Consider the following 21,299-nt stretch of genomic DNA (forward strand, 5'->3'; position numbering starts at 1 on the left):
AATTGTTCAGCCGTTGAAAAGACCTACTGCGCTAGTGCGATGAGCCAAATATATTGCATAAACCCGACTTCCCTGTAGAAATGATAACAAGTAGCTCAGTTCACATAGATTAATCATTCTCTTAGCGTATACATCCACATCATTAATCATAAAATGGTGCAGATCAATGACGCGAATGTTCAACTGTACGCATCAAGTAAGTGGATCAATTTTTGTTTGGTCTCTTTCTTATGTTTCAAGTTTAATGACGTTTTTGTATTTTGATATGAACAGGTTGTCTCAATTGTAAGACGAACGCGACAATGGCTGGTACTAACATTAATACGAGAATTGGCGTAATGAAAATGGATAATAATAGCCCGTGGAACAAAATTACAATGTATTCCGTTAACAATTTGAAGAATAAAATACTGATCATGAAAAGTTGTAAATAGTAATACTTACCTCTTAACATGCGCACTACTGTTGTAAAAATAAAGACAATCGCCACAATGAGTAATAACAGTAAGCTCACCCATTCGTAAACATATTGTGTTTGAGATAACTGCCAGTCCCCTGACATAAATAGCGCATTACGGTTATTGAACTCTAGTAATATAAAGAATAACAGAATCACGCCACAAGCAATCATGACATAATTGCGGTTCAACCATTTCGGTCTTATTTTAAGAAACATCGGAATGTCATCTTCCTCTAATTTAGCCCATGAAAACCATTTTTTTCCAAGTGATTCTCGTTTTTGGCGTAACTTCTCTAAATCAATACTACGGCGTGTGCGATGTGAAATACCGTGCGTGAATTCAGCCGTACGATCTTGAAAGTCTTTGAAATGGTTTTTAGAAGTATTCGTAAATTGATACTTTTTACTTCTTGAATACGCATTCGCTTCACCAGTGATTTCTTCTTCAGACACTGGTAATGAACGACGTAAAAAGAGAAAATTCCATACTGCCATTTGTCCTATCAACCATAAAACTACAAAAAATGTATTAATACTCAGAACGTCAATCGAAGCAACATCTTTCGCTTCAATACGGGCATAAAGCGCAATTTGTGTAATAATATAACAAAGCCCATAACTGAATATAATCCATAAATAATGTTCTTTACGGTGCAATGGATTTAGTTCGTCTTTGTATGCGATATAACCAATATGTACAAGAAATGGAATAATAAAAATAAATGCGCTCCAACCATAAACTTGCGACATAAAAATTAATGTTAATACGAAGAAAATAATGCCGACGAGTAAAAATAATATTGAAATGTCATAATCAAATCGTGTTGTATTCGTTAATGTCCGACCAATAAAAATCATTAAAATTCCAAACAATAAAATGACAATACCGCTCGCAAGTGGAATGTCACCAATATATTGACTCATGACTCGAATGATTTCATTAAAGAATGCCATAATAAAATCCCACAAATTGTCGATATTTGTACTCGGTTGTTTGCCTGACTTAAACTGTTCAATAAGTGGAATATTAAAAAAAATAATGATGCTTAATAAAATTGAAAGCACACCGATAATATAGCTATAAATCACTTCGGTGTATTTGTTTAACAAAGACATCCTCTCACCTCAAAGCTATTATATACGACCTCTTGTCACCTGTCTTTATATTTCAAAAATATCAGTCTTCAGAATGACCTATACATTTAATTCATAATACCATAATAAAACGGATTGATTTTCAGTTTCAAATATCTTAATTATCTATGTGTTATTTTCACATTAAAATTGATGCGTTAAGTATATCAAAATTCATTTACTTTTATACGAAAACAGGAGATAAATATTTAATATATCGCTGTAGCTAGGTGCATGTGATGTCAAAGCCTCATTTCTATTTACATTTAATGAAGTGACGATGTTTAGGTTGTGCACAGAAAGGTTATATTGAGGATACAAACAATTTGAAAGGTAGGCGTTAGCAATGGCTGAAAAAGATATTAAAAAAGCTGCAGAACAAGCGAAAGATAAAGAAAAAGAATTGAAAGATAAAACTGAAGATGCGAAAGACGGTGCAGAGAAAACGAAAGATGATATTCAAAAAACGTTTGAGTAATCTTTAGTTTTTGTTTGATGTGTGAGGAATGGGCTGATTATCGCCTATTCCTTTTTTTCGTTTTAAAGTATTGCTTTATGTTGAAGGTGTTGGCATTGTTTAACCAGCTTAATCCTTACATTCTTTTTTAACTCATTTTGACATAGACAGCGAAAGATTTTGAAAACTACGACTAGTGTTTTTCTTCAAATACTGTTTTTTATTCATACGCACGCATGTTGCATTGATCTAAAATTCATTTGGGGCACTGTCGTTTCCTTCTTTACGCATATGAACGCACAGTGAGGTCTTTCGTGTTCATTTTTCCAATATATGCATTTTTGATGGTTTGTAGTTTTTCAAATTTTGAATCATCAGTCGTTTGAAACCTTGACTTTTCAATATTCTAGGTGTACATTGACATTATCAATTAAATACGCACACTAGGGGTGTGAAAGCTGAGATGAGGTGTCACCTCAAACCCTTTGAACCTGAACTAGATGATACTAGCGTAGGAAAGTGTTTTGTTATGATATGAATATTGTGCGGTGGACTTTGTCTGTCATTCCAATAACGTATCCATAGATCAATGAGCACATGATGCGCCTATCTTCAGTTTAAGATATGCGTATTTTTTTAATTTTTGGGAGGAATTTACATATGAAAAAAGGCTTAACGTTGTCAGACATCCTCGTCACTGTACTCGTATCCGTGATCTTTGCAGTGATTTATAATTTATGGTGGGCTGTCACAAATACTTTACAGCCATTAGGTTTACATCTTGATCAATTGATGTATGGGATGTGGTTTAGTGCTGCAGTCGTTGCATATCTCATTATTCCTAAAATGGGGATTGCATTGTTAGCTGAATTTGCTGCAGGTGCGGGTGAAACAATTATGATGGGACGTTTTGATATCCCTACAATTATTTACGCTTTACTCCAAGGTTTGGCGTGTGAGATTATTTTTGCGATTTTCCGCTACAAATCACGTGCTTTTATGGTTGCTGTCCTTGCAGGTATGGCAGCCGCAGTCATTAGTTTACCTATAGACTGGTACTATGGTTACTTAAATGAAGTTGCGACTTGGAACTTAATTCTATTGATTGCTTTTCGTATTATCAGTGGTGCTGTATTAGCCGGTGTGTTCCCATACATACTCGTTAAGGCATTGGATCAGACTGGTGTAACCAAACTGTTTCGACCTGCTTCAAAAGACGATTACGATGCATTATAAGGGTGACTTATCGTGTTAAAAGTTAAAAATTTACGTTTAAAATACCCGAGTGCAGATTATAAAATTTTTGACGGGATTGACGTAGAAATCAAAGATAAAGAAAAAGTGCTTTTACTTGGGCCATCTGGTTCGGGTAAAAGTACGTTACTCAATGTGTTAAGTGGCATTGTGCCGAACTTAATTGATTTACCAATGAAATATGATGCATTAGAAATAGCTGACAATTCAGGTGTCATTTTCCAAGACCCGGATTCGCAGTTTTGTATGCCACAAGTGAATGAAGAGTTAGCCTTCATTTTAGAAAACCAACACATTCCGCGTCACGACATGGACCGCCGTATTCATGAAGCATTAAACTATGTCGGTCTGGATGTAAATCCAAAGCAACGTATTCATCAATTGAGCGGCGGTATGAAACAAAAATTAGCGATTGCGGGAACGTTACTTCAAGGGGCAGATACATTGTTTCTCGACGAACCGACTGCGATGTTAGATGTAGAAGCGACCGAAAATTTATGGAATCTTTTAAAGGATTTGTGGGAGGACAAGACGGTACTGATTGTCGAACATAAGGTGGAACATATTTGGCAACATGTCGATCGTGTCATACTGATGAATCATCACGGCCATATTATCCAACAAGGCACGCCTGAATATATTATGTCGCATTACGAAGCTTTATTAAGTGAGTACGGTGTGTGGCATCCAAAAGCTTGGTCGCATGCACCTATGCCCCAGCATCCCGTTCAATCTACTACTCAAAATTTTCATTTTTCATTCGAACAAGGCGCGATACAAAGGGGTCGTCGTACATTATATGAAGTAGACGCATTACATATTGGACCTGGAGAATGGATAACCCTCACCGGGAAAAATGGATCAGGTAAGACATCGCTGTTAGAGTCGATGATGCAATTGATACGTTATAAGGGGCACATGCATTACGGCGGGCAGAAATTAACTAAAATTAAAGATGCCGCGCAACATATGTTTTTAGTGTATCAAAATCCTGAACTGCAATTTATACAAAATAGTGTGTTTGATGAAATATGGGTTAATTATCACCATATGGACCCTGAACACGCGAAAGCAAAAACTGCAGAAATGTTAGCACTGCTTGATTTGGAGCACGTATCGAGCCAACACCCATTTGAACTCTCTATGGGTCAAAAACGTCGACTGAGTGTCGCTACCGCATTAAGTACCAATGCAGATATTATTTTATTAGATGAACCGACATTTGGCTTAGACAGTCATAACACGTTTAAATTAATTGAATTGTTCCAAAGCCGCATTGCGCAAGGTCAGACGATTTTAATGGTCACGCATGACGCACATATTATCGAACGTTACCCTACTCGTCGGATAGAAGTCAAAGAAGGCAAACTCTATGAAGTCGAGGAGGTGCGCACATGATTGAATCTTGGAAAACGCGTCACACGTTTATGGATGATGTGAATATCGTCACCAAATTATTTTTAGGTGTCGCACTTTTCTTCTTCATTATTTTCGTTCATCATTTTGACGTCATGATTTATCTTGCGACATTGATGCTCATTTTTATGTTACTTGTTGCAGGAACAAAGTGGAAAGTCGTCTTAACGTTCACATTGCTCGCAACGTTTTTCGCCCTCACCTCCTCATTATTCATGATTTTTTACGGTGATGGGCAACATGAGTTATTGAAATTCGGCTTCGTTAACATTACGAAGGAAAGTCTTGTGCGCGGGTTGCATCTTTCATTCCGGACGATGACTGTGAGTTATTTTGGATTGTCTATTGCCTTTACTTCTCAAGTCATTATGATTTTTTACAGCTTGATGCAACATTTAAAAGTGAAACCGAAAATTGCGTATGCTTTTATGGCGGCGTTTCGTATGATTCCTATCATGTTAGAATCACTTTTCCAACTCCGCAACGCTTTAAAAATGCGCTATCAAATGATTGATAACCGCAACTATTCAGGCTTCAAACGTCTGAAACATTTATTAATTCCATTGCTCAGTCAAAACATTAGAAAAGCGCATCGTCTATCTGTAGCGATGGAGAAAAAAGGCTTTAAAGATGGACCACGGACGTATTATTATCATGTCCCGTTTAGTTATAAAGACTTGATTCTGATTGTTCTTACTGTGGTCATCGTCATACTCGCATTTACACTCGCACAAGTGTTGCCGATAACTGGTATTACTGATGCACGTTAACCGAACTGAGATTTTGCGTTTTCATGATCTCGACGATGTGAAAAGGCAGGTCTAGATTTCCTTTTTAACTTTCCCGTTATTTCCATCTGCAAAGGAAATCGTTTCCCTTTATTGATTTTTAATAGTCAATAAAGGGATTTTTTATATTCAACCCAAAAAAGCGTAAAATCCTTAGTCATTTCACCTTAAAGATTTTACGCTTTTTAATGTTCACTCAATATTTACTTCGCTTTCATTGCTTTATGGGCAATGTCTTGACGATAGAACAAACCGTCACTTTCAATTTTTTCGACACGTGCATAAGCTGCTTGTTGTGCCGCTTCGATTGTTGCACCTTCGCCAATCGCTAAAATTACACGTCCACCTGATGTCACATAGTTTTCTCCATCATGTGTTAAACCACTGACAAAGTAAGCACCTGGTTCGTCTTCAAAACCTTTGACAGTTGCGCCTTTTTCGTATGCTCCTGGATACCCTTTTGAAGCGAGCATAACACCTACTACCGCATCATCTTTCCACTTCATGTTGATTGGTGCTTTTTCATCTAATTCAATGATGTGCGCCATGAGATCACTTTCCAAACGTGTCAATAACACTTGTGCTTCAGGGTCACCGAAACGTGCATTAAATTCAATGACTTTCGGCCCTTCTTTCGTTAAAATCGCACCGATGTATAATAAACCGAAGAAATCATGTCCTTCTGCTTGCATCGCTTTGGCAATCGGTTGCGCAATTTTGTCATTCGCTTCATCTAGGACACTTTGACTCATATGTGGCACAGGACAGTACGCGCCCATACCGCCTGTGTTCGGTCCTTTATCTTGATCGTAAGCACGTTTATGGTCTTGTGCGATGGTATCAAATGGCACCGCATAGTCACCATTCACAAACGTCATCAATGAAAATTCTTCACCTTCTAAAAATTGTTCAAAAACGACTTTACTTTGTTGTTCTGGATATAAAGTTTCTACAGCTTCACGTGCTTGCTCGCGTGTTTCAGCAATGATGACCCCTTTACCTGCTGCGAGTCCATCTTTTTTCAACACAATCGGCAATTCACACGTTTCAATGTATGCCAGTGCTTCATCTTTTTGGTCGATTTCTCGGTATGCTGCAGTTGGAATGACATATTTGGCCATGAGACGTTTCGCAAATGACTTTGAGCCTTCGATTTGAGCCGCATCTTGATTCGGACCAAATACTTTAATGTCTACCGCTCTTAATGCATCAGCTAAGCCTTCTGTCAACGGTTGTTCTGGTCCAATCACGACCCATTTCACATCATGCGCTTGTGCAAATGCGACGATTGCTTCATGATCTGATTCAGCAATCTCACCATGTACTTCTGCCACATTACTCATTGCAGCATTGCCTGGAATCGCATAGACTTGTGAAACTAATGGCGATTGATTTAATTTGTGTGCGAGTACGTGTTCACGTCCTCCACCACCAACGACTAATACGTGCATATTCGACATCCTCCTCATTAATGTTTAAAGTGACGCATGCCTGTTGTCACCATAGCAATACCATAGCGATTCGCCATATCAATAGACTCTTGATCTTTAATCGAGCCACCTGGTTGAATCATTGCTTTAATGCCTGCTTGTGCTGCTGTTTCGACAGTGTCACCCATTGGGAAGAAACCATCTGATGCTAAGACAACATTGTCATTCATTTCAATCGCGCGGTCAATCGCAATTTGAGCTGAGCCAACACGGTTCATTTGGCCCGCACCGATACCGACTGTTTGTTTGTCATTCGCAAGGACAATCGCATTACTTTTCACTGATTTCACAACTTTCCAGCCTAATAATAATGCATCCCATTGTTCCTTCGTCGGTTCTACATCTGTCACGACTGTCATATCAGCTTGTGCCACATCAAAACGGTCTTTATCTTGAACTAAATAACCTCCTGACACCGATACAAATTCTGTTGCATCTGCTTCTTCAGTCATTTCAATTTCAAGTAAACGAATATTTTTCTTCTGTTGTAAAATATCTAAAGCAGCTTGTTCGAATTTTGGCGCAATAACGACTTCTAAGAAAATCGCGTGTAAGTCTTCTGCCAGTTCAGCTGTGACTGGACGGTTTAATGCGACAATACCACCGAAAATAGATTGACTGTCCGCTTCATACGCATGTGTGTACGCTGCATGAATGTTTTCGCCTGTACCGACACCACAAGGATTCATATGTTTCACTGCGACTGCTGCAGGTTGGTCGAATTGTTTCACTAAACTTAGTGCTGCATCCGCATCTTTAATATTGTTGTAGCTCAGTTGTTTGCCATGTAACTGTGTCGCGCCCGCAATCGTGTTTTTCGCTGTAGATGTACGAATAAACTGCGCAGATTGTTGTGGGTTTTCACCGTAACGTAATTGTTCAAGTTGATGGCCGAAAAATTGTGTAATCGCTTGATCATATTCAAATGTATGTTGGAACACTTTAATCATTAATGACTTGCGGAATGCTTCATCTAAAGTACCGTTTTGAATACGCTGAATCACTTCATCATAGTCTATTGGGTCAACAATCGTTGTGACATGTTTGAAGTTTTTCGCAGCTGCACGTAACATCGTTGGACCACCGATATCGATGTTTTCAATCGCGTCCATTTCAGTCACGTCTGGGTTTTTCACCGTTTCTTTAAATGGGTATAAATTCACAACGACCATATCAATTAAATCAATATTTTGACCTTTTAATTGTTCAAGATGTTCTGGTTTGTCGCGATCTGCTAAAATACCGCCATGCACAGCTGGGTGTAATGTTTTCACACGACCGTCCATAATTTCTTCAAATTGTGTCAGTTCAGAAACCGATGTCACTTTCACACCTGCTTCGTCAATTGCACGGAAAGTCCCACCTGTTGAATACAACTCATAACCTGCTTCAACGAGTGATTGTGCAAATGGAACAATACCAGTTTTGTCTGAAACACTTAAAATCGCTTTTTTCATAATTGATGATATCTCCTTATCGAATAATCTTCTTAATGACTGCTGGGTACAATTCATACTCTAATGATTTAATACGTTCTTCTAATGATTGTTGTGTATCGTCTTCGTAAATTGGGCATGTGTGCTGTTCAATCATCTGACCAGTATCCATACCTGCATCGACGTAATGTACTGTTGAACCTGTTTCTTTATCCCCACTGTTTAACGCTTGTCCAACTGCATTTTTACCTTTATATTTCGGCAGTAATGAAGGGTGAATGTTCAAAATGCGTCCTTCATATGCTGATAACAAGGTTTCACCGATTAAACGCATATAGCCTGCTAATACAATCCACTCTACTTCTTCGTGACGCAGCCAATTCAATATAGCCGTTTCATAAGCTACTTTATTATCGAACGTGCGTGGTTCGAATGCATGGACAGGAATGTCATGTTGTTGTGCAAGCTGAACACACGCTGCTTCAGGTTTGTCAGTGTACAATGCTGTGACTTCGATATGCATGAGTTCACCTGATTTGACACGTTTCATAATGTTATCGAAATTTGTGCCTGAACCAGATGCAAAGATTGCAATTTTAACCACTATTTTGCCTCCGTTAAGCGAATGGCACTGTCTTCTTCAGCAATATGCCCGATTGTGTATGCGTCCACATTCGCATTTTTTAAGATTTCATGAACTGCTGCTTCATCTTCAGGTGCAACGACAAGTGTAAACCCAATCCCCATGTTGAAGATATGGTACATTTCGTCTGTGTCGATGTTGCCTTGTGCTTGTAACCAATTGAAAATAGCCGGTGTTGGGAATGATGCTGTGTTCACGACAGCCGTTTTGCCTTCTGGTAGAGCTCTCGGAATATTTTCGTAAAAACCGCCACCCGTAATATGTGTCATCGCTTTAATTTGAACATCTTTTTTCACCGCAAGTACAGGTGACACGTATAAAGCAGTTGGTGTCAAGAGCACGTCTAAGAAGCTTTGTTCACCTTCAAATGTATCGTTCACATCAATACCTGATTCCGCAACAAGACGACGGACTAGACTGTAACCGTTTGAATGGATGCCGTTTGAAGCAAGACCGATGATGACGTCACCTTTTTCTACTTTCGAACCGTCAATGTATGCGTCTTTTTCAACCGCACCGACAGCAAAGCCCGCGACATCGTATTCGCCTTCATGATACATTTCACCCATTTCAGCTGTTTCGCCACCGATTAAAGCAGTGTTTGTTTCCACACAACCATCACTAATGCCTTTTACGATTTGTTCGATAATTTCCGGTACGACTTTATGTGTCGCAATATAGTCTAAAAAGTAAAGCGGTTCCGCACCCGTCGTTAAAATGTCATTCACACACATTGCAACGGCGTCAATACCGATTGTGTCATGTTTATCATAGTCGATAGCGAGCTTTAACTTTGTACCGACACCATCTGTTCCTGATACGAGCACGGGTGCTTTCATATTGAGTTGTGATAAATCAAATGTTGCACCAAATCCTCCTAAGCCGCCAAGTACTTCTTTACGCATCGTTCGTTCAACGTGGCTTGACATTCGTTTTACCGCTTCATAGCCAGCTTCGATATCGACACCAGCCTTTTTATATGATTCAGCCATTGATTACACTCCTCTTCTTTTCATTTCCTTAACTTCTGGTAGTTCATGATCCACAATTTCAATTGGATATTCACCCGTAAAACAAGCGTTACATTCACCCTTTGAATCGTGGGCTTTAAACACTTCATGCATGCCTTCAACAGATAAATACGTTAATGTATCTGCGCCAATCATTTCGCGAATTTCTTCTACAGTATGTTGGGCTGCCATTAATTCCGCATGAGTAGACACGTCAATACCGTAGTAACAGGGATCTTGTAAGGGTGGTGAAGAAATACCCATATGCACTTCTTTCGCACCTGCAGATTTCAACGCTTTAACGATATATTTACTTGTCGTTCCGCGCACAATCGAGTCATCAATTACGACCACGCGCTTGCCTTCAATCACATCACGAATCGGTGAATGCTTCATACGGACTTGTCTTTCCCTCACAGACTGATCCGGTGTAATAAATGTACGCCCGATATAACGGTTTTTCAGCAACCCTTGTTCGTTCGGAATCCCTGTTTGTTCAGAAAAACCTTTTGCTGCTTGTAATGAAGAATCCGGAACACCGATCACGATATCCGCATCGATGCCCATTTCTTCAGCTAATTTACGTCCAAGTGCTTTACGGACATTGTAAATCGAGTGTTTGTGAAATTCAGAATCCGGACGTGCAAAGTAGACATATTCCATTGAACACATTTTATGACCGATGTCTTGTGTGTACATGTCATAGTCCACCTCGTTTTCACCAGAAAATGTAATCAATTCACCTGGTTCGATATCACGGATGTATTCTGCACCAATCGCTGTAAAGGCACATGTTTCACTCGCGACACAATACGCACCATCGACTTGACCTAACATCAATGGACGGACACCGCGATTGTCACGTGTCGCTGTCAGTTGTCCTTCATTTAAAATGACACAACTGAATGCCCCTTTCACTTGATTCAATGCTGCTTTTTGGTTCGTTTTAATATTTTCTGATTTTCCTTTAATCAACAGATGTGCGAGTACTTCTGAATCACTCGTCGTCTGGAAAATGCCGCCTGTTGATTCAATGGCTAAACGAATTTGATGTGCATTCGTTAAGTTTCCGTTGTGTGCCAAACCTAAGTCCCCTTTAGAATGTTTGAACAAGAACGGTTGCACGTTGGAAATCTCGCTCGCACCTGTTGTCGCATAACGGACATGACCAATGGCGTTCGGATAACCTTGTAATGACTCCAATTGTTGTTGTGAAATTGCCTCAGTGAGCAATCCCATACCACGTGCACCATAAAGTTGTTCACCGTTCGAGCACACAATCCCTGCGCCTTCTTGACCACGATGTTGCAAACTGTGTAATGCCATGTACGTCAAATAGGCTGCATGAGGATGGTTCCAGATGCCGAAAACACCGCATTCTTCGTTTAGTCCACGGATGTCATACATGACTCAATAGCTCCTTCCCATTCACGTTTAAGTTCAGATGTACGACGTTCTATCACACTGTCTTGTGCGACAACTTTAAAGTCATCTGTATCCGTCAATGTACCGATACGTGTTGCGCCTTCGATATTTAATGTTTGGCCGGCTTTCACTGCAACGATATAGCGTCCTTGCGTTTCACTGAATAATTGTGCATTTGTTAAGTTCACTTCAGCGTCAATACCTAGGCTGTAATGCGCGCTAATTTTAGCAAGTGTAATCGCTAAACCACCTTTACCAACAGTTTGTGTATGTGAAATCACACCTTCACGAATCGCACCACGGATTGCTTCACCTTTCGTCGCTTCTTGTGATAAATCGACCTTTTCAACTTCATGGTTTACATCGCTATACAATAATTTTTCGATTTGACTTCCACCATAGCTATCTGTCGTTTCACCGATGACATAAAGTGTGTCACCTACAGACGGTTGATATGATTTTAAGAAGTCGATGTTTTCAATTAAACCTACCATTCCGACAACAGGTGTTGGGAAAATAGAAGATGTACGTGTCTCATTGTAAAGCGAAACGTTACCTGATACGACAGGTGTCGCAAGGGCTTCACATGCTTCTGCCATACCACGTGTTGAGTCTGTCAATTGTTGATAGATGTGTTTTTTCTCAGGTGAACCATAGTTTAAGCAGTCCGTCATCGCTAATGGTTTTGCACCTACAGCAATTAAGTTACGGTATGCTTCAGCTACGACCATTTTGCCGCCTTCATATGGATCGTTAAAGACATAACGGGCTTCACCATCAATCGTAGACGCAATCGCTTTATTTGTACCTTCTACACGGACTACAGACGCTTGTAATCCCGGCTTAATAATCGTATTTGCACCAACTTGTTGATCGTATTGGTCATATAAGTAATGTTTGGATGCAATCGTTGGATGTGTTAATAAACGATCGAAAACATCATTCACGTCAATATCGTCATAACGATTTGGTGCTGCATCGTGTTGTAACGGTTCACCTTCAAGGATGTATACCGGCGCTTCATCTGCGAGTGGTTCAACAGGAATGTCTGCAAACACTTCACCTTCATAAGTGAGGACGAAGCGATTCGTATCTGTCACTTCACCAATGACTGCACTGTCTAATTCATGATAATCAAACAAGTCTAAAAACTTTTGTTCAGTGCCTTTTTTAACGACAAGTAACATACGTTCTTGTGTTTCAGATAACATCATTTCATATGGAGAAATACCTTCTTCACGTACTGGGACTTTTTCGAGTTCAAGATGAATCCCGCTGCCCCCTTTAGCTGCCATTTCAGATGATGAAGATGTTAAACCCGCAGCACCCATGTCTTGGATACCGACAAGTTCGTCATAAGTGATGGCTTCTAAAGTGGCTTCCATTAATTTTTTACCTACAAATGGGTCACCGATTTGAACAGAAGGACGTTTGCTTTCACTTTCTTCAGTTAACTCTTCAGATGCAAATGTCGCACCGTGAATACCGTCACGTCCTGTTTTCAAACCAACGTAAATGACAGAGTTGCCGACACCTTTAGCTGTACCTTTTTGAATCATATCGTGATCAATGACACCGACACACATCGCATTGACAAGTGGATTGCCGTCATAACGTTCGTCAAATTCGATTTCACCTGCAGTTGTCGGAATACCGATACAATTACCGTAACCACCGATACCTGCAACGACACCACGTAATAAACGACGGTTTGTTTTTTCAGTCAGTTCACCAAAACGCAAGCTGTTCAATAAGTTAATTGGACGCGCACCGATAGAAACGATGTCACGAATAATCCCACCGACACCTGTCGCAGCACCTTGGTAAGGTTCAATTGCTGATGGATGGTTATGTGATTCGACTTTAAATACAACAGCCTGATTGTCGCCAATATCCACAACCCCTGCGCCTTCACCAGGCCCCATTAAAACATGTTCACCTGTTGTCGGGAATTGCTTTAAAAATGGTTTAGAATGTTTATATGAACAGTGTTCACTCCACATCACAGAAAAAATACCTGTTTCAGTAAAATTAGGCGTACGTCCTAAAATTTCAGTTACTTTTTCAAATTCTGCATCGCTTAACCCCATGTCACGATATAATTTTTCAACTTTGACTTCTTCTGCAGTTGGCTCTAAAAATTTAGGCATTTTGTTCCCTCCAGCTATTCACCATTGATTCAAATAATTTCACACCACTGTCTGTACCAAGAATGGCCTCTAGTGCACGTTCTGGGTGTGGCATCATACCGCAAACATTCCCTGCTTTGTTGACGATTCCAGCAATATCATCATGTGAACCGTTCGGATTGTCCATATACTTTAAGATGATTTGATTATTGTCGATAAGTTCTTGATAAATCTCATCAGTACAATAATAATGACCTTCACCATGCGCTACTGGGTAAACGACTTCTTCACCTTCACTATAACCCTTAGTAAATGGTGTTTGATTGTTCACAATTTTAAGGTGTTCATTTCGACTCACGAACAAGTGTGAATCGTTGTGTAATAACGCACCTGGTAATAAACCAATTTCCGTTAAAATTTGGAATCCGTTACAGACGCCAAGAACGGGCTTCCCTTCATCAGCCAATCTTTTCACTTCTGCAATAATCGGCGCTACACTTGCCACCGCACCTGAACGTAAGTAGTCACCAAATGAGAAACCACCAGGAATCAATACGCCATCGTATCCTTTTAATGACGTTTCGCGGTAATCGACATAATCCGCATCGACACCTGCTTTCAATGCTGCATTATACATATCACGGTCGCAGTTAGAACCTGGGAATCTAAGGACAGCGAACTTCATATTATTGATTCTCCTTTTCATCCAAAACTTTGTAACTATATTCTTCAATCACCGTATTCGCAAATAACTTTTCACTTAAAGTTGTCACGACATTGTGTACCGCTTCGTCAGTGGCTTCATCTACTGTCATGTATAAAACTTTACCAACGCGGATATCGTTAACTTGTTCATAACCTAAGTCGTGTACAGCGCGAGTCAACGCTTGACCTTGTGTATCTAAAACTTGTGGTTGTAAAGTGATGTGTAATTCGATTGTTTTCATGATTAAAGTGCCTCCAATTTATTTAAGAAAGTTTGGTAAGTATCAATTAAAGATCCTGTATCTTCTCTATATACATCTTTGTCAAAGTTTTCTTGTGTTGCTTTATCCCAAATACGACATGTATCCGGAGAAATTTCATCAGCGAGCAACAATTGACCTTCACGATCAACGCCGAATTCAATTTTAAAATCAACTAAAGCTAAGCCCATTTCATCCATTAATTTGATCAATGCTTGGTTAATGCGTAAGGCTTGTGTTTTCAACTGTGCAATCGTTTCATCATTTGCAATTCCCAACAGCTTGACATGATCATCTGTAATAAGTGGGTCATTAAGGTCGTCATTTTTATAGAAGAACTCTACAAACGGATAATCAAATACATGGCCTTTTTCAAATCCGAGACGTTTCGTAATTGAACCCGCTGCAATGTTACGTACAACTACTTCTAAAGGAACGATGTCGACTGCTTTAACAAGTTGTTCTGTTTCTGACAGTTGCTCAACAAAATGACTGTCGACACCTTCATTTTTAATGTATTCAAAGATGCGTGATGTAATTTGGTTGTTTAAGCGTCCTTTACCAGCCATTGCATCTTTTTTCGCACCATTTCCAGCTGTGACTTCATCTTTATATTCAATTCTCAATACATCCGGTTGTTCTGTTGAAAAAACACGTTTTGCTTTGCCTTCATATAAAAGACTCATTTGTATTCGTCTCTCCCTTCAAATTTTGCGACCAGTTGTTGTTCAGTCTTTGAAATTTCATCAGTTAAAATCGTTAAATGCCCCATCTTTCGTTCAGGTTTACGCGAAACTTTGCCGTAGAGGTGAACGTGCCAATCAGGATGTGCAAACAGTTCATCCTCCAACAAATCCAAATCTTTACCTAACAAATTCATCATGATTGCAGGCTTTAACAATTCGATGTGTTTAGGTAAACGATGGCCTGTCACAGCTAAGATGTGGGTATCAAATTGCGAATAATCACACGCTTCAATTGAATAATGTCCTGAATTATGTGGACGTGGCGCAATTTCATTGACGTACAATTCATTTTGTTGATCAATAAAAAATTCCACTGTAAACGTCCCTACAAAATGTACCGCTTGTGTAATCTTGTCAACTTCACGACGTGCTTCTTGTTCGTGATTCGCCCGTGCAGGTACAACAGTTTTAAATAATACTTGGTTTCGGTGTTCATTTTCTTGTAACGGGAAATAGACCCTTTGCCCTTCATTACCGATTGTGACAGTTAAAGACACTTCTTTCGCTAAGTCTAAAAATTGTTCCGCGACACATTCTTGGTTGGCAATCAGTTCACGCGCTTCATCTAATTGTGCTTCAGAAGTGAGACGGATTTGCCCTTTGCCATCATAGCCACCAAAACGTGTTTTCAACATAAACGGAAAACCTAACGTCTGCACCGCTCTATCTAAATCCGCTGTAGAAGTCACTTGAACAAATGGCACCACTTTCGTTCCTGCTTGAGCAAGTGTTTGTTTCTCAGTCAAACGGTCTTGCAACAGTTGAATAGCTTGATAACTTTGTGGCACATTGTATTTGGAAACTAATGTTTGGAGCTGTTCCGCGGCGATATTTTCAAACTCATACGATATGACATCTGACTGTTCACCTAATCGCTCTAACGCTGGCATATCATCGTACGCTGCGTGTATAAATTCATGTGCAACGTAACGACAAGGACACGTATCGTCAGGATCAAGTACGACTACTTTAAATCCCATTTTTTGCGCGGATTGTGCCATCATTTTTCCCAATTGACCGCCGCCGATGATGCCAACTGTTTGGCCAATTTGCAACTTATCGAAGGTCATCTTGCATCGCCTCCACTTTCTCAACAAGCGATTGTTCGTATACTTCGAGCTTGCGTTGTACTGCTTGATCGGTCATGCCAATCATTCTTGCCGCTAAAATGCCTGCGTTTTTCGCCCCTGCTTGACCAATGGCTGTCGTCGCAACGGGTATCCCACCCGGCATTTGGACAATTGAAAGTAAAGAGTCTAGCCCTTTTAAACTTTTTGACTCGATCGGTACACCGATGACAGGGAGTGTTGTCATCGAAGCCACCATTCCTGGTAAATGCGCGGCTCCCCCTGCCCCTGCAATAATGACATGATATTCATTACTGCGCGCATTTGTGGCAAAATCGACCATCATATGTGGCGTACGATGTGCAGATACTACTTTTTGATCATACGGAATGTTAAATTCTTCTAACATGGCACATGCTTCCTTCATGACATTCCAGTCTGAAGAACTCCCCATAATGACTGCTACTTTCACAATGAACACCCTTTCAAAAGTTTGAAATACTATTCTTAATAGTTGTATATTACAGGTATAGCATAACAAGCTTAAATTGTTTTTTCAACGCAAAAATCGAACTTTAATACTTTTTTTACATCTATATTTCGTATTTCAGTTCATTTTTGTTATAATCAAATTGCAATCATTCGTTAACGTTCGAATTATTATGAGGAGGCTAATATTTTATGAGTGCAAAGATTTTAGATGGCAAGCAAATTGCGAAAGATTATCGTCAAGGTTTACAAGATGAAGTAGAAAAATTGAAAGAACAAGGCTATACACCGAAACTATCGGTTATTTTAGTTGGGAATGACGGTGCGAGCCAAAGTTATGTCCGTTCTAAAAAGAAAGCAGCTGAAAAAATCGGCATGATTTCAGAAGTGATTCATTTAGAGGAAAGTACTTCAGAAGCAGATGTTTTAAAAGAGTTAGATCGTTTGAACCAAGACGATTCAGTTAGTGGTATTTTAGTTCAAGTGCCACTCCCTGATCATGTAGATGAGCAAAAAGTGCTTGATGCGATTGATCCAGATAAAGATGTCGATGGTTTTCATCCTATCAATATCGGTCATTTATACTTAGACAATGCACAATTAATTCCTTGTACACCTCTTGGCGTGATGGAATTATTAAAACACGCTGATATTGAACTTGAAGGAAAAAATGCAGTCGTCATCGGTCGCAGTCATATTGTGGGCCAACCTGTTGCGAAATTATTACTTCAACAAAATGCAACAGTGACAATTTTACACTCTCGCAGTCAAAATATTAGCGCACATTTAAAACAAGCTGATGTGATTGTTAGTGCAGTAGGTCGTCCAGGAATGGTGACGAAAAACGATGTGAAGCCAGGTGCTGTTGTTATTGATGTCGGCAATACACCAGATGAAAATGGTAAGCTCAAAGGTGATGTCGAATACGATGAAGTGAAAGAAGTGGCTGGTGCGATTACCCCTGTACCTGGTGGTGTAGGTCCAATGACAATCACAATGGTATTGAATAATACGTTAATCGCTGAAAAAATGCGTCGCGGTATTGAATAAATGTTTGGAGTGTGTGATGGTTTAATGCCATTGCACACTTTTTCTATTTTGGCGCATACTTTTTTGAACATGGCAGTTGCATACGATATCTTTTTTGAGCATACTCGTTTTCAAACATTCCGATTGCATACGATATCCTTTTGGAGCACTACAGAAGCATACGATTGCTGTTTCACTCCTTTAACACTACAGAAGCATACGATTGCTGTTTCACTCCTTTTTTAACACTACAGAAGCATACGATTGCTGTTTCACTCCTTTTTTAACACTACAGAAGCATACGATTGCTGTTTCACTCCTTTTTTAACACTACAGAAGCATACGATTGCCGTCTTAGACTCGCGTTCCCAGGGGCTGAACCTTCAACTAACCAACGCTTTGATTTTACAGTTACATTGGTTGAAGCGTTGGTGGATTTTCCGGTTCAGCTGATCCCTCGGGAGTCTCGTCCATCCGTCAATCTTCTGCTTTGATCACTGGAAAAGGGGGTAATGTCATGAAACTTAATTAGTTCATCACACCAACATGAGGGACATATCTATGTAGACAGCTTGCTTAAAATCGCCCCTTCAATAAAGGGCACCATCTTATCAAAACTTATATCCCATTCAATTTTGCTTGTTGGCATCATTATACTTTTGAGGATTTCTTTTAGCAGGTAAAATCTCGTCCAATTTGACAATCTTCTGCTTCGATTACTGGGAAAGGGAGTGAGGTCATGAAACTTAATTAGTTCTTCACATCAATATGAGGGAAATATCTATGTAGATTATTTTGCTCTTCACAACTATGAAAAAGAGGAGCCGGAAGTGCATACAAAACTCCCTACTTTAACATCAATCATTCGGTAAACCCTATAAATATTTAAGGCGCTCTTTCTTCATTTAATAAGAAATTTAATTTTGCGGTTGATGAGTTTTTCATAAAGTGATATAGAGATACATGTTTTGAGAATGACATCTCATTCCGAATTTTGTCACATAAAAAAGAAGCAAGGTCATCCAGGCTCCTTGCTTCGTCATAATGTATATCGTGTTGTTTTAATTAATTAACAAATCAATAAGTAGCTACATTTTTGATACATGCATTCGTTCACTGAAATGTTTTCACTCTGTTGCAACTCTGTCCTTCTTTCCTCAAGGTAATAAACTCAGAAGATTAACGGTTTGACGAGAGACTTGAAGAGCGAAAAGGAACTGGCGCATTCCCTTTTATAACACTCATGCCATTCATTTAAACAGGTACGCTTAAACGTGGTACAAACGTTTCGAAATGGACGCGCTCTTGTTCCACACCTAATGCTTGTAATGATTTAAGCATCGATTGTAAAAATGCTGTGCCACCACAAACGTAAACTTCTGTATTCTCTGAAAGGTACGCTTTTAATTCGTCTGCTTCTAAATACCCTTCTTTATCTCTCAAATGAATGTGTAAATGATTGTTTTTACCTGATGCAGTAATATGCTCAAGTTCAGGTACAAATGCCGCTGCTGATTCAGTTGCCGCAACATGAATCATCTTTGCAGATACGTCATCACTTGCTACTTGACGATACATTGAAATGAGTGGCGTAATTCCTACACCTGAACCAAGGAATAATTGCGGACGCTCTGGATGATGGATTTTGAAACCACCCACCGGCGCAGATAAGTATAACGTGTCTCCTTCATGAACTTCATCATGTAATGCCGTTGATACTTCACCTTCGTGCCCTTCATTCACGTCACGTTTAACGCCGAATGTTAAGAAGTCTTTGCCACCATCAACAATGGAATAGTGTCGTTTCGCTTTGTACGGTAATTTTTCACTTTCGATATCGACTGTAATGTATTGCCCTGGTGTGAATTGACTTAAATCTTGTGTTTCAGAAGTAACTGTAAATGCCTTGATGTCAGCTGTCACTGTCTCGATTTTTGATACTTTAAATGGTTTAAAACCGTCCCATACCATGCCTTCATAAATTTCTTTTTCAACCATAATAAATGCGTCTGCAATTACGCCGTACGCTTTGGCCCAAGTTTGAATGATTGGGTGATTTTCATCAATACCTACGACCTCTTGAATCGCCGCAAGTAAATTTTCTCCTACGATAGGATAATGTTCTGGTAATACTTGTAACGCACAATGTTTATAGCCAATTTCTTTTACAACTGGCAAAATCGGTGTTAGATCTTCAATGTTCATCGCAGCAGCCAATACAGATTGAGCGAGTGCAGTAGATTGGAATCCTTTTTTCTGGTTCGTCTGATTAAACATGTTACGTAATTCAGGGTGTTGGTTAAACATGCGATTATAAAAATTAGACGTGATTTCTGTGCCTTTTTCTTTTAATACCGGTACTGTTTCTAAAATAATCCCTTTTTCTTCTTGCGTTAACATTGATCATCACTCCTGTTTAAAGTTTACATTCTATAGTTTATATGAATTGATATGTCATGTGCTATTAATAAACCGTCTTTACATCAACGCTATCAATCATTCAATAAACTTACAAATTTTTAATCATAATTCGGTCCATAGTAGGATAGCTTATTTTGCTCAAAAATGTATAATACTAATTAATCAAACGACATCGAAATCATTGCGTTGAATGGAGGCCTTATTTTATGAACAAAATACTTCAATCTTTATCAGCACTGGGTGTATCGGCGACACTCGTTTCACCTAATCTTAATGCAGAGGCAACAACGAATAATGTTCCCTCTATTAAAGGTGTAGAGGATTTAGTCATCAAAGTCGGCGAGGACTACAATCCTTGTGATGGTGTCAAAGCATACGATAAAGAAGACGGTGACTTAACTGATAAAATTAAGGTCAATGGGCATATTGATACAACAAAACAAGGTATTTATACATTACAATATGAAGTCACTGATTCTGATGGTGCTATCGAAACGTCATCCCGTACCATTAAAGTTGTAGACGCCCCGCTTAACGAGTAGCTAACAATACAATTACTATGAATGCATAACGTTTCTTTATTTTCAGTCGTCCACTTGTCCATTGTTTTATCCTAAGCATCGAAACTGGATTTTATCATCATCCCACATAGTATATAGAGCAGACCTTAACATTTCATTATCAGGCTCTATATACTATCGCACCCTACACTTTTATTTTACACTTTTTTTCACAAACTTTTATTAGCCAATTCCCTAAATTTTAATTCAAAATCCCCTCTGTCTAAGCCGTAAGAATTTTCTGTTAACAGATGTAAATTTTATTATCCCCCCCTTTTTCTTCATTAATAAGTAAACATTGTGACATTTCACAAAATGTACACATAATTTTAATAAATCTCAGAAACGGCGCCACACCTAGAGTAACAAGGGTTTCTCTA

General features: G+C 39.2%; 19 protein-coding genes and 1 riboswitch. Of the genes, 6 read left to right on the forward strand and 13 right to left on the reverse strand.

Annotation, left to right across the window (positions count from 1 at the left end; translation table 11 throughout):
* Window positions 1-241: 241 nt before the first annotated feature.
* Entirely contained in the window at window positions 242-1,576 is a 1,335-nt protein-coding gene (gene auxA / locus EL101_RS09425) for a lipoteichoic acid stability factor AuxA (protein ID WP_096596104.1), read from the reverse strand.
* A 364-nt stretch (window positions 1,577-1,940) separates the two neighbouring features.
* Between auxA and graF the strand changes: the two genes are divergently transcribed.
* From graF to EL101_RS09440, 4 genes are all read left to right on the forward strand, one after another.
* Window positions 1,941-2,072: a glycopeptide resistance-associated protein GraF gene (gene graF / locus EL101_RS13360; protein ID WP_014614266.1), complete on the forward strand. Its 132-nt coding sequence runs from the start codon at window positions 1,941-1,943 to the stop codon at window positions 2,070-2,072.
* Between the two features lie 414 nt (window positions 2,073-2,486).
* Window positions 2,487-2,586: riboswitch (TPP riboswitch) on the forward strand.
* A gap of 125 nt (window positions 2,587-2,711) precedes the next feature.
* Window positions 2,712-3,287 carry an ECF transporter S component gene (locus EL101_RS09430; RefSeq protein ID WP_096596103.1) on the forward strand — a complete coding sequence of 192 codons (576 nt, stop codon included), beginning with the start codon at window positions 2,712-2,714 and terminating at the stop codon, window positions 3,285-3,287.
* 12 nt (window positions 3,288-3,299) lie between these two features.
* Complete coding sequence (locus tag EL101_RS09435; RefSeq protein WP_096596102.1) at window positions 3,300-4,703, forward strand: ABC transporter ATP-binding protein; 1,404 nt, start codon at window positions 3,300-3,302, stop codon at window positions 4,701-4,703.
* Window positions 4,700-5,491, forward strand: a complete 792-nt coding sequence (locus EL101_RS09440; protein ID WP_096596101.1) for an energy-coupling factor transporter transmembrane component T family protein — start codon at window positions 4,700-4,702, stop codon at window positions 5,489-5,491. Before EL101_RS09435 ends, EL101_RS09440 begins: the two co-directional genes overlap by 4 nt.
* A 221-nt stretch (window positions 5,492-5,712) precedes the next feature.
* On the opposite strand, the gene purD is transcribed toward EL101_RS09440, so the two are convergent.
* The 11 genes from purD to purE are packed head-to-tail and all read right to left on the reverse strand — an operon-like array spanning window position 5,713 to window position 16,892.
* On the reverse strand, window positions 5,713-6,960 hold the full coding sequence (gene purD, locus EL101_RS09445) for a phosphoribosylamine--glycine ligase (RefSeq protein WP_096596100.1): 1,248 nt from the start codon (window positions 6,958-6,960) through the stop codon (window positions 5,713-5,715).
* A 17-nt stretch (window positions 6,961-6,977) separates the two neighbouring features.
* Window positions 6,978-8,456, reverse strand: a complete 1,479-nt coding sequence (gene purH / locus EL101_RS09450; RefSeq protein WP_096596099.1) for a bifunctional phosphoribosylaminoimidazolecarboxamide formyltransferase/IMP cyclohydrolase — start codon at window positions 8,454-8,456, stop codon at window positions 6,978-6,980.
* Window positions 8,457-8,472: 16 nt separating this feature from the next.
* Complete coding sequence (gene purN / locus EL101_RS09455) at window positions 8,473-9,039, reverse strand: phosphoribosylglycinamide formyltransferase (RefSeq protein WP_096596098.1); 567 nt, start codon at window positions 9,037-9,039, stop codon at window positions 8,473-8,475.
* A complete protein-coding gene (gene purM / locus EL101_RS09460) occupies window positions 9,039-10,070 on the reverse strand; it encodes a phosphoribosylformylglycinamidine cyclo-ligase (protein ID WP_096596097.1) in 1,032 nt (343 codons plus the stop codon). The genes purN and purM overlap by 1 nt, the downstream gene beginning before the upstream one ends.
* 3 nt (window positions 10,071-10,073) lie before the next feature.
* Complete coding sequence (gene purF, locus EL101_RS09465) at window positions 10,074-11,495, reverse strand: amidophosphoribosyltransferase (protein WP_096596096.1); 1,422 nt, start codon at window positions 11,493-11,495, stop codon at window positions 10,074-10,076.
* Entirely contained in the window at window positions 11,474-13,663 is a 2,190-nt protein-coding gene (gene purL, locus EL101_RS09470) for a phosphoribosylformylglycinamidine synthase subunit PurL (RefSeq protein ID WP_096596095.1), read from the reverse strand. Before purL ends, purF begins: the two co-directional genes overlap by 22 nt.
* Window positions 13,656-14,327 (reverse strand): phosphoribosylformylglycinamidine synthase I, encoded by a 672-nt coding sequence (gene purQ, locus EL101_RS09475; protein ID WP_096596094.1) that lies wholly within the window; start codon window positions 14,325-14,327, stop codon window positions 13,656-13,658. The genes purL and purQ overlap by 8 nt, the downstream gene beginning before the upstream one ends.
* 1 nt (window position 14,328) lies before the next feature.
* Window positions 14,329-14,589, reverse strand: a complete 261-nt coding sequence (gene purS / locus EL101_RS09480) for a phosphoribosylformylglycinamidine synthase subunit PurS (RefSeq protein ID WP_014614277.1) — start codon at window positions 14,587-14,589, stop codon at window positions 14,329-14,331.
* Window positions 14,590-14,591: 2 nt separating this feature from the next.
* Complete coding sequence (gene purC, locus EL101_RS09485) at window positions 14,592-15,293, reverse strand: phosphoribosylaminoimidazolesuccinocarboxamide synthase (protein ID WP_096596093.1); 702 nt, start codon at window positions 15,291-15,293, stop codon at window positions 14,592-14,594.
* Window positions 15,290-16,423: a 5-(carboxyamino)imidazole ribonucleotide synthase gene (gene purK, locus EL101_RS09490; RefSeq protein ID WP_096596092.1), complete on the reverse strand. Its 1,134-nt coding sequence runs from the start codon at window positions 16,421-16,423 to the stop codon at window positions 15,290-15,292. The genes purC and purK overlap by 4 nt, the downstream gene beginning before the upstream one ends.
* Window positions 16,410-16,892: a 5-(carboxyamino)imidazole ribonucleotide mutase gene (purE, locus tag EL101_RS09495; RefSeq protein ID WP_096596091.1), complete on the reverse strand. Its 483-nt coding sequence runs from the start codon at window positions 16,890-16,892 to the stop codon at window positions 16,410-16,412. The genes purK and purE overlap by 14 nt, the downstream gene beginning before the upstream one ends.
* Before the next feature lie 209 nt (window positions 16,893-17,101).
* On the opposite strand from purE, the gene folD reads away from it, so the two are divergent.
* The gene (gene folD / locus EL101_RS09500; RefSeq protein ID WP_096596090.1) at window positions 17,102-17,959 is read left to right on the forward strand and encodes a bifunctional methylenetetrahydrofolate dehydrogenase/methenyltetrahydrofolate cyclohydrolase FolD; all 858 of its coding nucleotides are present in this window, start codon (window positions 17,102-17,104) and stop codon (window positions 17,957-17,959) included.
* A 1,233-nt stretch (window positions 17,960-19,192) separates the two neighbouring features.
* Here the strand turns inward: folD and EL101_RS09505 are convergent.
* Window positions 19,193-20,338 carry a globin domain-containing protein gene (locus tag EL101_RS09505; RefSeq protein ID WP_096596089.1) on the reverse strand — a complete coding sequence of 382 codons (1,146 nt, stop codon included), beginning with the start codon at window positions 20,336-20,338 and terminating at the stop codon, window positions 19,193-19,195.
* 227 nt (window positions 20,339-20,565) lie between these two features.
* Here EL101_RS09505 and EL101_RS09510 point away from each other — a divergent pair, with 227 nt between their 5' ends.
* Window positions 20,566-20,901: a DUF5011 domain-containing protein gene (locus EL101_RS09510; protein ID WP_096596088.1), complete on the forward strand. Its 336-nt coding sequence runs from the start codon at window positions 20,566-20,568 to the stop codon at window positions 20,899-20,901.
* The last annotated feature ends 398 nt before the right edge of the window (window positions 20,902-21,299 follow it).

This window comes from Staphylococcus delphini, assembly GCF_900636325.1.
In the GTDB taxonomy this organism is placed as follows: domain Bacteria; phylum Bacillota; class Bacilli; order Staphylococcales; family Staphylococcaceae; genus Staphylococcus; species Staphylococcus delphini.